Below are 16,050 nucleotides of genomic sequence, written 5' to 3'. Positions count from 1 at the left end.
GTTTTTTACAGCGGCTTTTTTGTTTAAGAGATTGTATAAGCACGTAGCAGCGACTTTATGTCGCGTTTTTAAATGAATGATCACGTAATCATAATCGCCGGGTAAACCCGCTGCTACATTTACACCGTAGCAGCGACTTTACGTCGCGTTTTTAAATGAATGACCACGTAATCATAATAGCGGGGTAAACCCGCTGCTACATCTTACACCGTAGCAGCGACTTTATGTCGCGTTTTTAAAATAGGCCTAGATCTAAAGTGATCACGTTTTACAGGTCGAATTACAGTCAAGGAATTATCGCTTTTGGCTAAACCCGCTGCTACGCGTTTTACCTAACCCATAAAACTACTTCGGAGGTCTATTTTGAGTAATCTAATTTTTTGTGACTCGTTTATTAATGGTGAATTTTATAAAACCAATAAACGTTTTAGCGTTGACGACCCCGCGACCGAAAAAAGTATTGTTGAAGTAAGTGATATAGACGAGCAAGGCGTTAATAGCGCAATAAAGGCAGCGCAAGGTGCGTTTGTTAAGTTAAAATCAACCAATGCCACTGAGCGAAGTAATACGCTTATGCGTTGGTATGAGCTGATAATAAAACACAAGCAAACGCTTGCTGAGCTAATGACAAAAGAGCAAGGTAAACCGCTTAAAGAGTCGTTAGGTGAAATAGACTATGGCGCTGGGTTTATAAAATGGTTTGCAGAAGAAGCTAAACGCAGTTACGGCGATGTGATCCCCCCAACCGACGATACACATAGATTAACGAGCTTTAAACAACCTGTAGGCGTTGTGGCTGGCATTACTCCTTGGAACTTTCCGGTTGCTATGGTGACACGTAAAGTGGCGCCAGCATACGCTGCAGGCTGTAGCTTTGTGCTAAAACCTTCTGAATATACACCTTTATGTGCTTTGGCGTTGGCATACCTTGCCGATCAAGCCGGGTTTGTAAAAGGAGCTTTTAACGTACTGATTTCGCAAGACGCAAAAACAGTCGGACAAATACTTACAGACTCAGAAGTGGTGCGCAAATTTACTTTTACAGGTTCAACAGGCGTAGGCAAGCAGTTACTTTCTCAGTGTGCGGGTACGATTAAACGTACCTCCATGGAACTTGGCGGAAACGCCCCCTTTATTATTTTTGATAACGCCGATATAGACGAAGCAATCGACGGCCTCATGGCGGCTAAGTTTAGAAACAGTGGCCAAGCATGTGTAGCCGCAAACCGCATTTTTATTCAGCGCAGTATTTTAGATGAAGTGCTGAGTAAAATTACGCCTAAAGTAGCCGCATTAAAAGTAGCCAATGGGTTTGAAGAGGGCGTAGACATTGGCCCCCTTATTTACCCAAAAGCGAAAGAAAAAGTGCAGCAGCTTGTGCAAGATGCACTTGATAAAGGCGCAGACCTAATAGGGGATAACAGCGACTTAGGCGGCAGCTTTCAAAACCCGCTTATTGTTACTAACGTAACGACCGAAATGGATATATACCACGAAGAAGTATTTGGCCCGGTATTAACTGTTATTCCTTTTGATGAAGAAAGCGAGGTACTAGCCCTTGCTAACGATGTTCCATATGGCTTAGCGGCTTATTTTTATTGTCAAAATATCAAGCAGATCTATCGTATTAGCGAAGGGCTTGAGTTTGGCATGGTTGGTGTTAACGAAGGGGTTATATCTAACCCTGTGGCACCGTTTGGTGGAGTTAAGCAATCAGGCTTAGGCCGAGAAGGGGGCCATCAAGGGCTTGATGAATACCTTGAAGAAAAATACGTGTGTATCAAAGTTTAAAAACGATGACACCATAAGCCATGAAAAATTGATTACCCAGTAAGGTTTAGGTTACTAATACCAATTTGCTTAATTAAGTGATCTATAACTACAGGTTACCTTTTTATTGCTAGATATAGGCCTAAGTGCTACATTTACGGCATAATTTTTGTTTAAAAATAATCAAAAATAAAAAGAATTTCTACTTGTAGAAATAACCCGTGTGTAAATGCCACCGCAAGGTGGCATTTTTTATAGCTTGAGTAAGTGAAGCCGGCTTATTTTATAGGTGAATAGCCCGGTAGGGTGGTTAAATCAACAAAGTCTAATTGCTCTGCAATTGCGTACTCATTTATGTAGTGCTTATACACTTCACTCTCTACAAATACCGCGAATATATCGGCGTCTAAATGGTTGTTCTCTACCATTTTTCCTAAAATAGCTAAACACTCACTCACAGGCTTTGCTTTTTTATAAGGCCTATCTACTGCTGATAAGGCTTCAAAAATGTCTGCAATGGCCATTAGCCTTGCCGGAATCGACATTTGCTCTTTAGTTAATCCTTGCGGGTAGCCTGTACCATCTAGTTTTTCGTGGTGGCCCAATGCATATTCAGACACATTACTTAAATGTTTAGGGAATGGCAGTGTGTCTAAAATATTTTTAGTCACATCCATATGGCGCTTCATAACATCGCGCTCGCCGAGCGTTAATGTGCCCCTGCGTATTTGTAAATTCTCTATTTCATCTGCGTTTAGTAACGGGGTATCTTTGCCGTTTATAGTTAAGTGATAATGAGATGCTATGCGGTCAATATTCGCAACATCTTCATCTGATAAAAACTCGCCACCCACATTAACTTTTTGCAAAAACGCGCGGTCTAAAGAAAGTTGTTTTAATTCGGTATCGAGTAAGCGCTCAAATTGTAAAACCTCAATTGGCCTATTGAGCTTCATTGCAGAGATAATTTGTTTTTGATAGCTTATTTCTAAATCACGTTTAATAACTTCAAATTTAGCTTCAATGTGTTCAATACGATCAAAAATAGTTTCTAACTTGGTCGACTTTTCCATGATGTGATCGGGAGTCGCTATTTTGCCGCAATCATGAAGCCAGCCTGCTATATCTAGCTCATGACGGTCTGCATCACTCATTAAAAAGTTAGCCAAGGGACCACGGTCAATTTTATGCACAGCATCAGCAAGCATTAAAGTAAGTGCAGGAACTCGCTTACAGTGTCCGCCGGTATGAGGCGACTTTTCGTCGATGGCCATAGCAATGGTTTCTACAAATTTAGAAAATAGCTCTCCCATTCCCTTAATAAGGGTAGAGTTTGTAAGTGATATAGCGCCTAACGATGCAAATGATCGTATCAATGTGACAAGTTCGTCACTATAAGTGATTATATTGTCGTGTTGATTTTTTACGTTGATCAGTTGGATCACACCAATAATATCATCGGTATGATCTTTTAGCGGAATCGTTAACATAGACTGAGTACGATACCCCGTACGCGCATCCATATTACGCGCAGCGCTCATATCAAAGGGCAGGGCCGCATATACATCCGGTATGTTAATAATCTCACCAGAGTTAACCGCATGAGCGACAATAGCTGTTTCGTTTTCTTTGCCATCTATAAACAAATCTATATTAGGAAAGTCAACGGGCTTCCCTGAAGCTCCCCCTAAATAGAGGTCTAAAGATTTATTAATAACTGTTTCAAACTTTAGCTGCTTGTCATCTGTAATAGAGTAAATAGTCCCTGCGTCAGAGTTAGAAATAGACATAACAACTTGTAGAATTTCTTCAAGAAGTTTACTCGCATCCTTTTCTGTTGTTAGCCTAATACTAATATCAATAAAGTGATGAAGGTTTGTTCTATCTTTAATGTACTCAGACATATTATTACTACTTTGTTTTGTGAATAAAGGCGCCATTCCAATCCTGTGCTAAAGTTTGCAAATCGGTATTTTTAATTCGGTTAATAAAAATGTGGTAAACGTGGTCAGTCAATAAGCTAGTTTCACTTAGCTCTTCAAATAACGATAGAGCGAGTTGCCAATTTTTATTATTGTAATGCTGCATAGCAGTGAACGACTTTTTAATTTCAAATAGCTGGCTTTCGCTTATATCAGCTATAAAGTTGACAGGCTCATATAGCTCAGTTGCATTTACTTTACCCACTACCTGTACTTTATCAATTAAGCGAAATGCAATATGTGGACAAGCAAGCATTGTCTCTTCTGTAACCAGAATAGCTACCCCGTAAAATTTGGTCAAGCTTTCTACTCTTGAGCCTAAATTAACTGCATCTCCAAGTACTGTATAGGCTTTTCTGTACACCGAGCCCATATCGCCAACATTCATTTCGCCAGTGCTTATACCCACACCAATGCTAATGGGAGGAAGCTGCTGCTCAGCAAATGCTTTATTAAGGCTTGTAAGGCCTGCTACCATTGCCATTGCTGCTTCAACACCGTGTTTTGCGTGGTCGCTATCTTCAAGTGGGGCATTCCAAAAGGCCATAATCATATCGCCTACGTATTTGTCTATAGTGCCGCTGTGATCAAAAATAACTTTTGTAGTCGCCGATAAGTACTGATTTAAATAATCACTTAATTGATTTGCGCTCATTCCTTCCGACAGCGCAGTAAAACTTCTTATATCAGCAAATAATACGGTCATATTTCGTTTTATACTTTGCTGAGTAAGCTGTTTACGTTGGCGAATTAACTGCTCAATATGGTCAGGCGGTACATACTGATTAAACATCGATTTAATTTTTCGGCTGTGCTTCATTTCTGCTATAGAGCCAATAAAAACAAAGTAGGCTGCTAATAGGGAAATAAGTAACAGCGGCATAAATAGCGGCAGACTAATTTTTTGTACTGACCATAAATAAAAATTAAGCAATATAACCAGCCCAGCCATACTCACTGAAAGTGTGACAATAAAGCGGGCGCTTTTACGAAAACTTAAAAACGATAAGCAACAGCCCACAAAGGTAATTATTAATAATGTTGCCCCTAAAGCCCATGTGGGTTGAGAAGGTAAAATTTCTGGATGGAGTAGCCCTTCAAAAATATTGGCATGCACTTCTACCCCTGGGTATTGTAAACCCACTGGTGTTGCTCTTAAATCAGCTAAACCAATTGCGGATGTACCAATAAATGCTACGCTGCCTTCTAATTGCTGCTCGGTAACTTTTTTGGTTAATACATCTGTAGCAGAGTAATATTGAAAACTTTTAGCACGGCCTTTATACGGGATAAAAATTTGGCCGTACTCATCTGTTTGAATCCAATGCTCATGAAATTTAACCCCTTCAAAAAAGGTCAGGTCGCCTTGGGCACTCGCGCGTGTTTCAATACTGTTCGCTAAGGTATATAAACGTGCTGCCTCAAGTGCCAAAGAAGGGTAGAGCTTATCACCGACTCTATTAACCAGTGCCGCTTTACGGATAAATCCGTCGTTTTCGCTGTGAGCATTGATAAATCCGTTGCCCGTAGCACTATTTTGCAGCATAGGTATATTAACAGTAGCGCCTAAAAACTGGGTTACTTGGGAGTTACTTTGCTCGCTCTTTGGCCATAGTACGCTTGTTTCTGGCAACGGGTTACGCTGTTTGTAGGTATCGTTGTTTAATAAAAAACCCAATACGGTATCGTTACTATTGAGTGCTTTAGCAAAGGTGGTATCAGCATCTACCTGATGTTTAATATCATTTAACGCTACTTTGTATGCACTTAATAAATCAGGGGCTCTAGATTGAATTTGGTTAACAGGGTTTGTTTCTGGTTCAGAAAAAAATATATCAAATGCAATAACTACAACACCGGCCTCTGTGAGTTTATTTACCAGGTCTGCCATTTTTGCCCGGCTCCACGGGAAACGCCCTTGCTCTTGCATCGTTTTTTCATCTATGTCGATAATAACAACGGTTTCGTCGAGCTGACGGGGAGTATCGGGTAAAGTTAGCAATAGCCTAGAGTCGTAAATAATACCTTCGACCCTATTGAGCAGCTTGGCTAATGCGCCACTAGAGAATAATTCTACAGCAGCTATAAGCAGCGTAATGGCTAAGCCTACAAATAGGTGGCGATAAATTTTAGGAATATAAACGCGAGAAATAACTATTAATCCTTACTTGGCGTAAACTCAAAAGTTCGGCCTTCTCTGGCACATTCAATATTAATATGCTCGCCATAATTTGCCTGTAAATGTGTTTCTATTGCGAGTAGCTCGTCATCGGTTCTTGCTGGGTCGTGGCTTATAATCGCTAAATTTTTAATACACGATTGCATTGCTAATTCAGCTACTTGCTTAAATGTACTATGCCCCCAACCGTGCTTAAGCGTGAGCTCTTCGGTAGTAAACTGTGCATCATGAATTAATAAGTCTGCACCTTTAATAAACTCAGCCCACTGGGTAACTGTGGTTTTAACAACACCGGGTGGGGCCAATTCGTTATCTGTTATATAAGCAATTTTTTTGCCTTCAGCATGCACACAATACGCTGTGCCGCCGCCTGGGTGATTTAACGGCGCGGTAAATACGTTAAAACTATTTAGAGTAAAGTTTTTTTGAGAAGCAAGCTGAGTGTTTAATGTAATGTTTGCAGGTAAGTGTTGGTAGCTAACCGGAAAAAAAGAGCCAGACATTTGCATTAAAATCGCATTTTTAGTTTGCTCGTCTTCAACATCACCTACAACTATGGTTATATCGCGATCGGCTTGGTAAATAGGCTTAAAAAAAGGAAAGCCTTGAATATGATCCCAATGATTATGCGTTAATAAAATTGCAATGGGGGTCGTGTGCTCTATGAGCTTTTCACCTAACTGTGCAATGCCCGTTCCTGAGTCGAGTATCAGGCTTTTGCCATTTGTTTGCTCAACATACACACATGAGGTGTTACCACCAAATTGGTGCGTATGCTCACCCGGAGATGGCATTGAGCCTCTTACGCCATAAAATTTAACTTTCATAATTTAGGGCTTAACTCCATCAGGGTAAAAGTTAAACTTAGATAAACTGACATTATTAGAGGCATTATCAAAGCATGTACTGCTAAGTACCACTTGGGTATCTGTTTGTAAAAGCATTGATGTAAACTGATGTGTGCCATCGCATTGGTTAGCCTGATAATAACCTAGCGTATTTTCTCCAAATAAGGTGTCGATAGTGCCATTAGCTGATATACGGGCAATCATCCCTTTAGAATCACTCTTGCCTGATAAAATTATATTACCTGTAGTATCAATCGCCGCATCGGTAACTTTAGTATCAGAACTTGATGCTAATTGATATTGCCCCACACCACTAGTGGCAAAGCTTGTATCTTCGCTACCATCTGGTTGTAACTTGATGATCACCGCTTGGTTTGGCGTAGTGCCTTCATTAGCAACTAAATAGAGATTTGCCGCGCTATCGGCGAGTATTTTTGCTGCTCTATTACTAATATCTGTCGAAGAGCGGCTATCTGTATAGCTAAATAGCGCGTTAGCATCATCGTCTATTTTCAACATTATTAATTGCGAGTCACTGCCAGATACTTGCTTGCCTGCAATATATATATCTTTATTTGCATCTATATAAAGTGTTTCAAAAAACTCATTTACGCTGCCGTAGTAAGCACCGCTTGTAGCAAAGCTATTTTCTAAATTACCATCGCTTTTTAACATCGTTGCAAACGATCTTGTTACGCTTAAAGCATTAGTCGAAGAACCTACAGCAACTATATAGCCGCTGCTATCTACAGCAACATCTGCAAAGTTAATATTGATATTTAATATATCTACAGTGGTATAAATACCTTCGCTGGCAAAGCTTTCATCTAGGTAACCGTCCTGGTCTACTTTTGCTATAAAGCCTTCTTCGTTTAAACCGTTTATGAGTGTACCCGCAATAATGATACTGCCATCGCTAAGCTCTTTTAAAGTAATGGTTTTAAACGCAACATTAATATTTAAGGCTTTACTACCATCAAGGCTAAAGCTGGTATCAATGATGCCTGCACTGGTATAGCGAGTGAGCACTAGCTTATTATTAGTATTAAGTTGTGCAATAGAGGCACTTAAAAACTTATTGGCTTGCACGCCGTTTTGTAGCTGCAATACATTCATCGATAAGTCGTCTGAGCTAACACTTAAGTTATTTATACTTGTATAGCCATTTATTGCAAAGTCGGTGTTTAAATTTGCATCACTCGTTATTGACGTTACAAAAGGCTCATTAGATGAATCGTTAAATCTGCCTGATAGCCACAGAGTGTCATTTTCATCAATAGTTGATGCATTAGCAGATTGATGACTGATAACGTTAGAGACGATGTTTATGCCTGCATTGCCGTAGCTAGTGTCAAGCGCGCCATCAGATATAGATACTCGCGCCGAAAATAGTTGCTCGTTTTGAGTATCATCAGAGGCTTCCACACCAGTAGTACCTGAGAGGATTAGTTGATTACTCATAGGGGCGTATTGCACACCCGTTATTTGTGCGCCGCCATTAGCAGAACCCGAGTTTTCATCAATATTATATACGGCGATTCCTTCATCCCCTATATTCTCATCAATATTGCCATTGTTATCAATTGAGATCATTACAGCCTCTTTCTCACCTGAAGAGCGAGTAATATACCCCCCTAAAAAGGCGTTAAAGTTAGCTGCGTCTACTCCACCAACTGCAAGTAGCTCATCGTCACCTTCTTCGTCCGATAAATCTAATATAAGCGCATCGCCAGAGTTAAAACTTCCGTTATTGTTGCCATCCGGAATAAGGTATCTGATGGTTGCATCTAAATCACCTTCTTCACCTATGGCGCTGCCCACTACAAGTAAATTAGAGTTACCAAAGTTTTTAATAGCGTGCGATTCATCATCCAGGTTCTGGCCACTTACATCTACTATACCTGGGCTGCCTGATTCATAAGCGAGGGTCGATACATCAAATTTAAGAAATAAACTGTCTTTGTCTGAACCATTTACCGTGTAGCCAACACCTTGTATTTTATTGTCGGTGAACTCAAGGTCGTTTATTACAGATTCACTAGCCAGTGTTGTACATTTAGTACCGCTGTTAGCGTCGCCAGAGTTAGTGCTTATAACGCCTGCAGCACTCATTTTTAATAAACATGCTTCAGTTTCTGAGCCATTAAAGCTTGAATAACCTATAAATAACTCGCCATTACCAGAGATAATAGCCGTGCCTGTTTCATCTTCACCAAAATCTATCGTTTTAAAGCCGCTGCTATTAAATGCAGTGTTTAAATCGCCCGTATTGGTATAAGAAACAACAACGATATCTGTATCTGTGTTGTTATTGTAACCTACAAAATAAAGGTTAGTGTTAAGCTCAATGCTATCGTTAAATTCACCGTTTGAAAAAACGCTCGAAAGATCTAACTGTTCGCTAATCGCTCGTCCAAATGTATCATCTTCTACAGGAATTAATGGGTCTTCTTCATCCGTAATATTCACATTAATGGTTATTGTAGTGGTTTCATTTGGAGAGCCATTATCGGTAATATCTATACTAACTGTGTGCTGTGTAGCTGTTTCAAAATTAAAGGCACTGTTGCCATTTACGGTTAACAACCCGCTATTGCTATCAATATTAAATAATGAGGTTTCGCCACCGCTTAGGCTAAATGTGAGGGTATCATTTTCAATATCAGACGCTGTTATAGTACCAATTGTTTCTCCATCAGTGGCATTTTCACCAATAGCAAAAGTTTGGTTTACTGCCGTTGGAGCATCGTTAATTGCTACAATTGTAATGGTTAAATTACCTTGCACCTCATCAGTACCATCACTTAACGTGTAGGTGAGTGTTGCTGTGCTTTCGTTGTTTAAGGCGGGGGTATATTTAATTTCATTATTTTCAACGCTCGCTGTACCAATATCTGCTGTAACGGCTGTTATAGCTAGGGTATCGGTTACATCTGCATCGGTGTCGTTGCTTATAACGTCAATTGTTGTTTCGGGAGCATCTTCATTGATTGTTGCTGTATCAGGTTGCGCTACAGGCGCATCATTTACCGGGGTTACATTAATGGTTAATGTTCCCGCAGCAGTGTCTGTACCATCGCTTAGGATATAATTTACGATTACTTGGCCATTAAAGTTAGCTTCTGGCGTGTAAACAACGTTAGCACCAGAGCTAGAAATGGCGCCAACATCAGCATTTACAGAAGTAATAGAAAGAGTATCGTTTTCTATATCTGTATCGTTGCTCAGCACATTTATATTTGTTGCTGCGGCATCTTCTAAAATAGTGGCAGTATCAGGGTTTGCAACAGGTGCATCGTTCACTGGGGTAACCGTAATAGTTAACACGCCATTGGTTGTATCGGTGCCATCACTTAGGGTGTAAGTTACACTAGCCTGACCGCTAAAGTTTGCATCTGGGGTATAAATTACATCACCTGCAGAGCTTGTCACTGTGCCCGATGAGGCAGTTACAGCACTAATAGAAAGTGTATCGTTTTCTACATCCGTATCGTTGCTCAATACATTTATACTAGTTGCTGAGGCATCTTCTAAAATAGTTGCAGTATCTGGGTTGGCAACTGGCGCATCATTCACTGGGGTAACCGTAATAGTTAACACGCCATTGGCTGTATCTGTGCCATCACTTAGGGTGTAAGTTACACTAGCCTGACCGCTAAAGTTTGCGTCAGGGGTATAAATTACATCACCTGCGGAGCTTGTTACTGTGCCCGATGTGGCAGTTACAGTACTAATAGAAAGTGTATCGTTTTCTACATCGGTGTCGTTGCCCAACACATTAATATTTGTTGCTGCGGCATCTTCTAAAATAGTGGCAGTATCTGAGTTGGCAACTGGCGCATCGTTCACTGGGGTAACCGTAATAGTTAACACGCCATTGGCTGTATCAGTGCCATCAGTTAGGGTGTAATTTATAGTGGCTTGACCATTAAAGTTTGCATCTGGGGTATAAATTACATCACTTGCAGAGCTTGTTACCGTGCCCGATGTGGCGGTTACAGCACTAATAGAGAGAGCATCGTTTTCTACATCAGAGTCGTTGCCCAACACATTAATATTTGTTGCTGCGGCATCTTCTAAAATAGTGGTTGTATCAGGGTTTGCTACCGGTGCATCGTTTACTGAATTAATTGTGATATTAAGTGTAGCTGATGTAGCCGCCTCGCCATCACTAATTGTATAGGTAACAACTGCAGTGCCGTTATAATCAGTTTGCGGTGTATATTGTATTTGATTAGCCACAATGGTTGCGCTTCCTGAGTCAGCCGAAACCGTGGTAATAGTGAGTGAGTCGCCCTCAGTGTCAGTATCATTAGCCACTACATTTACAGTAGTCGAGCTGTCTTCATTTATTGTGGCTGTATCAGGGTTGGCAACTGGTGAATCGTTCACAGGTGTAACCGTAATATTAAGTACCCCAGAGGCTGTATCGGTGCCATCACTTAGGGTGTAATTTATAACTGCTTGGCCGTTAAAATCGGCCTCTGGAGTATAAGCAAGGTTGCTACCGGCTACCGATACGCTACCAGTATTGGTACTTGCCTCGCTTATCGTGAGCGAGTCATTCTCAGGGTCTGTGTCGTTACTTAATACATTAATGTTTGTTGTTACGGCATCTTCTAAAATGGTGGCAGAATCAGGGTTTGCAATTGGGGCATCGTTAACGGGCGTTACTGTTATTGTTAGTACGCCCATAGCCGTATCAGTACCATCACTTAGGGTATAATTTACCGTTACTTGGCCATTAAAGTTGGCCTCAGACGTGAAGATTACATCATTACCTGTACTTGTAACTGCACCTGATGTGGTCGTTAGCGCACTAATAGAAAGAGCGTCGTTTTCTTCATCGGTATCGTTGCCAAGTACGTTAATATTTGTTGCTGCAGCATCTTCTAAAATAGTCGCTGAGTCGGGATTAGCAACAGGTGCATCGTTAACTGCTGTTACCGCTACCGTAAGCACACCTGCGGCGGTAGTCGTGCCGTCAGTAAGTGTGTAATTTACAACGGCTTGGCCGTTAAAGTTTGCCTCAGGTGTGTAAACTAGGTTACTGCCAGACACCGATACTGAGCCGATGCTTGCACTTGCAGTGCTAATAGCAAGGGGGTCGTTGTCTACATCTGTGTCGTTAGCTATTACGTTAATACTCGTTGGCGCAGCATCTTCTAAAATGGTTGCGGTATCAGGGTTTGCTACCGGCGTATCATTAACAGAGATGATTGTTACTGTAAGTATCCCCGAAGCACTTTGCGTACCATCGGTTATTGTATAGCTGACTGTTGCAGTGCCATTATCGTTTTCTGCAGGGGTATATTGAATTTGAGAATTTACAATTGAGACACTGCCAATATCACTGCTAGCAGAGCTAAGAGTTAAGGTATCACCATCTATGTCTGTGTCGTTACTTAATACATTTATTAAGGCAGCAGTAGCGTCTTCTGTAATGGTAATGCTATCGGCATTTGCTATTGGTGCATCATTAACTGGCGAAATGGTTACTTGTAAATTAGCAGTTGCTTCTGCGCCGTTATTATCGGATACACTGTACGATACAATTGCCACGCCATGGGTATTAGGTGCAGAGCTATACTGAATTTTATTATCAACAATGCTGGCTGAGCCAAATTCGGTGCCAACACTTGTTATAGTTAAATTATCACTGTCTATATCAGTGTCGTTGGCAAGCACATCAACTAAAATTGGCGATGCATCTTCTTGCATTGAGGCGCTATCAGCCACCGCAATGGGGGCATCGTTAACCGGTATAATAATTAGGGTGGCTATTGCGCTACTTTGAGCCGGCGTGCCATCTGCAATGCCATCAGAAATCGTATAGTTTAGTGTTACTTCACCAAAGTAATTGGGCTCAGGTGTATACTCAATTCTATTGTTTACAATGCGTGCACTGCCGATTGTATTTGTAACATTAGTAAGGGTAAGTGTATCACCGTTGGCATCGGTATCGTTTTCTAATACGTTTAGCGAAGTAGCTGGGCTGTCTTCTAATATCGTATATTCATCGTCATTAGCTTCAGCAGGGGAGTTAGACCCTGTTTTACTTAATACAACTTGTGCTGTGGATGTTAGTCCTTGTTCATTTGAAACTGAATAAGTAAAACTATCAACATCTAATGCATCTGAATCGGGTTGATAGGAAAATGACCCATCAACGTTAAGTGCCAAAGTACCGCTTTGTACGTTAACTACGGGAGTGGTGTTAACGGTGAGATTACCTGGCTCTATGTTTACATCGTTTTTAAGTAAGCCATTTTCAGCTGAAATAACCAGTGTTTGATTATACTGAAATTGGTATTCATCATTTTGAGCATTAGGGGTATCAGGCGTACTATTTATTGTGAGTGTTGCCGTTGCAGTGGCCGTGGCACCGAAAGTGTCGATTACTTGGTATTGAAATTCATCGATACCGTAGTAGTTAGCATCAGGAATATATGAAAAACTACCATCGGTAGCTAATTGCAATTGCCCATGGGCAGGTGAAACAATATAAGTATCATCAATGATGAAAGTATCATTATTAGGGTCTGTGTCGTTAGCAAGTAAACCCTGGCTTGCATCAACTACAAGTGTGGTATCTTCATCTACACTATAGCTATCGTTTGCAGCAGTAGGCGGGCTATTTTGATCCAGAGCATTAATTGTAACACTTGCAATAGCCTCAGCACCTTGAGCATCAAAAATACGGTACTGAAAACTATCAGTGCCTTGCATATTTACACTACCTACATATTCAAAGCTGCCATCAGCAACAAGTGTGAGAGTACCCTTACTCGGTAGGCTAACAGGCGTTGTATCTAGAGTGAGTAGATCTTGGTCTATATCGCTGTCGTTATTTAATAAGCCGGGGGCGCCAACTAATAACATTCCGTCAGCACTTATATTGTATGTGTTATTAAGGGCTATGGGGGCATCGTTTACAGCGTTAATCGTTATTTCTACAATACCGGTATCTGTCATCCCAAGTTCATTAATTACTTGATAACTAAATGCATAAATGCCGTTAAAGTTAGCTCGTGGCGTATAAGTAAAATCACCGCTTTCGCTGAGTGAAATACTGCCATGCTGAGGGGTAACCAAAGGGGTTGTGTTTATATATAGCTCCCCTTGGTACTCATCAGTGTCGTTAGTTAAAACGTTGCCTTGTAAGGGTTGATCTTCGTTAACTAAAAATTGATCGTTTACCGCTTTTGGCGCAAAGTTTAGCTCTCCTCCTTGCGGTGCTACGTTAATTAACTCAGCAAAGCCACTTTCACCACTGCCATCTACACCAGTTATTAAAACTTGATAGCTTTTATCAGCTAATAGGTTGTCTACACTAAAGCTAGAGCCAGATACACTTAAAAACTGCTGGCCATTTTCTAGCGTATTTATATTGCTGGTGGTAATGCCTGCTTCGGTTGCTAAGTAAATATTGTAGCGGTTTAAGTTTTCGTTTTCTTGCCACTCTAAATTAATCGTTTGTCCGTCTCGCTGTGCTGTTGTGCCTTCTATTTGGTAGGGTTGCCAATTAGCCGTCACTGCGTCTGCAAGCACCTGATTGTTAAGGCTATCGGTGATCCATATCTCTAAACGTAGATCACCAGGAACAACGCCATAAAAGTAAGGGCTCAACCCTATAACCGACTGCTCAAAATCTGTTCCACATGCTTGTGTGCAAAGTGCTAGGCTTTTATTTACACTTGGTAGTACTAAATTTACTGCGCTAATGCCATCGGGATCAGATAGGCTAAGTAAAAAAGTGATATTGCCTTGTATAACTTCATTAGTTTGCGAAAGAGTTATTGTAGCTTGAGAGTTTGCAACCGTTGTGCCTACAATCCCTCTGCTAGAGGCGACAGCACCCGACACCTGTGTTTTAGTAACAACAGAGTCACCCGTTATACCTGTAAGGTTTATCGGTGTAGCAGAAGGGGTGGGTGTAACTTGTTCTATAGGTAGCTGTTCTGAGTCTTGTTGAGCTGTCTCATCGGAGCCTCCACATGCACTAAGCAAAAAAACCATTGAACCGAGCAAAAAAAGGTTTTTTGCTGTCATTCTACATACTCCAATAAAAAGCTTTATATTCAAGTTACTTAACCTGAATACTAGTTAATAAAATTATTGCCCACAGTGCAGTTTACTTAAGGTTCTAATCTAAAGTCGCCACCGGCATTTACAGCAGGGTTATTAATTTCACTAAGGCTAAAATCACCCGTGATGGTATCTATGTCATTTAAAAACACAGCATCAATTTGGCCAGTTGCTTTATTGTTGTTATGAGAAGCAAATGTAACGGCTAAATCTAGTTTGGTTAAATCAATTAAGCCGCTGTAAGCTGCGTACCAGTTGCCGCCAGCATCATTAAAGCTAATTTCACCATCGGGAACTGTGCCGTTATCAAAATCTACCGACATAGACATAGAAAAATCACTGACTTCTCCTAGGCTCGACGACACATCAAAGCTGGTTGCTTGGTAATTAAAAACACCTTGGCGCTGCGCGATTTGGTCAATTAAGGTTGCATCATTTACCGCCTGAAATTGCTGTTGAGCATAAACATCAGTTATTGATATATCGGCATCTGTCGTTTTTTCTGAAGTATTGTTTTGTACTATTGATTGCTGCTCTGTTGGTTGCTCAACACTTGTGCCATCACTAATAGTCGCTATGGTTTGGGTAAAAACAGCAGGTGCCTGAGTTGTTTTAATCACGCGCCCTAATGAAGTAACCTGCGCAAAAGAAAAAGGCTCATTACTACCAAGGGATACAACGCTTTGATCTTCTAGTGTTAAATCTATTGCGCCATCCCAAACAGCTACATACATATCACCATCTATAAGCTGTAGTTCAAAATGGGTACCGCGAATACCAATTGATCCAACCGGTGTTTTAACACTGTACGCGCCCCCATTTTTTTTAATAACACCCGAAATAGAGCGCAGCCCGCCTTTTATTAGCTCAATAGAGGCAGAGCCTTGCTGTGTCGTTGTATTAAATTCATAGTTAGCAATATTTAGCTCAGAGTTTTCTTTTAATGCTATTAAGCCGCCATCAGACATTGAAAATTGCGCTTTGCTTTTTTCGCCAGTCGTTATTTTATCAACGCCATATACCGTGTCGCGTCGCTTAAGTGTTCGTTGTTGGGCGGATTCGGCATCTGTAGCAAGTACAGCGCCTCGGGCTAAAATAGTTTTTCCTGCAACAGTTGTGCTCGCTTGAGAATAAAAACTCACACAAAGTAAGGTGGTTAATACCGGAATTAAATGTTTCATAA

Annotated in this window: 6 protein-coding genes; 1 reads left to right on the top strand and 5 read right to left on the bottom strand. The window is 40.9% G+C overall.

The window, feature by feature from the left end:
- The first annotated feature begins 363 nt into the window (after positions 1-363).
- A complete protein-coding gene (locus PSH48_RS10205; protein WP_273611503.1) occupies positions 364-1,791 on the top strand; it encodes an NAD-dependent succinate-semialdehyde dehydrogenase in 1,428 nt (475 codons plus the stop codon).
- Between the two features lie 257 nt (positions 1,792-2,048).
- Here the strand turns inward: PSH48_RS10205 and PSH48_RS10200 are convergent, their stop codons facing one another.
- From PSH48_RS10200 to PSH48_RS10180, 5 genes are all read right to left on the bottom strand, one after another.
- On the bottom strand, positions 2,049-3,710 hold the full coding sequence (locus PSH48_RS10200) for an HD domain-containing phosphohydrolase (protein ID WP_273611502.1): 1,662 nt from the start codon (positions 3,708-3,710) through the stop codon (positions 2,049-2,051).
- The gene (locus PSH48_RS10195; protein ID WP_443197870.1) at positions 3,682-5,904 is read right to left on the bottom strand and encodes a CHASE2 domain-containing protein; all 2,223 of its coding nucleotides are present in this window, start codon (positions 5,902-5,904) and stop codon (positions 3,682-3,684) included. Before PSH48_RS10195 ends, PSH48_RS10200 begins: the two co-directional genes overlap by 29 nt.
- Positions 5,905-5,909: 5 nt before the next feature.
- Positions 5,910-6,758, bottom strand: a complete 849-nt coding sequence (locus PSH48_RS10190) for an MBL fold metallo-hydrolase (protein WP_128581582.1) — start codon at positions 6,756-6,758, stop codon at positions 5,910-5,912.
- A gap of 3 nt (positions 6,759-6,761) precedes the next feature.
- On the bottom strand, positions 6,762-14,831 hold the full coding sequence (locus PSH48_RS10185) for an Ig-like domain-containing protein (protein WP_273611501.1): 8,070 nt from the start codon (positions 14,829-14,831) through the stop codon (positions 6,762-6,764).
- Positions 14,832-14,917: 86 nt separating this feature from the next.
- Entirely contained in the window at positions 14,918-16,048 is a 1,131-nt protein-coding gene (locus PSH48_RS10180; RefSeq protein ID WP_273611500.1) for a FecR family protein, read from the bottom strand.
- Between the last annotated feature and the right edge of the window lie 2 nt (positions 16,049-16,050).

Origin of the sequence: Pseudoalteromonas sp. Angola-4 (genome assembly GCF_028599265.1) — a bacterium.
In the GTDB taxonomy this organism is placed as follows: Bacteria; Pseudomonadota; Gammaproteobacteria; order Enterobacterales; family Alteromonadaceae; genus Pseudoalteromonas; species Pseudoalteromonas atlantica.
Note: the sequence above shows the minus strand (reverse complement) of the source record. Positions and strands in the feature narration are given on the sequence as shown.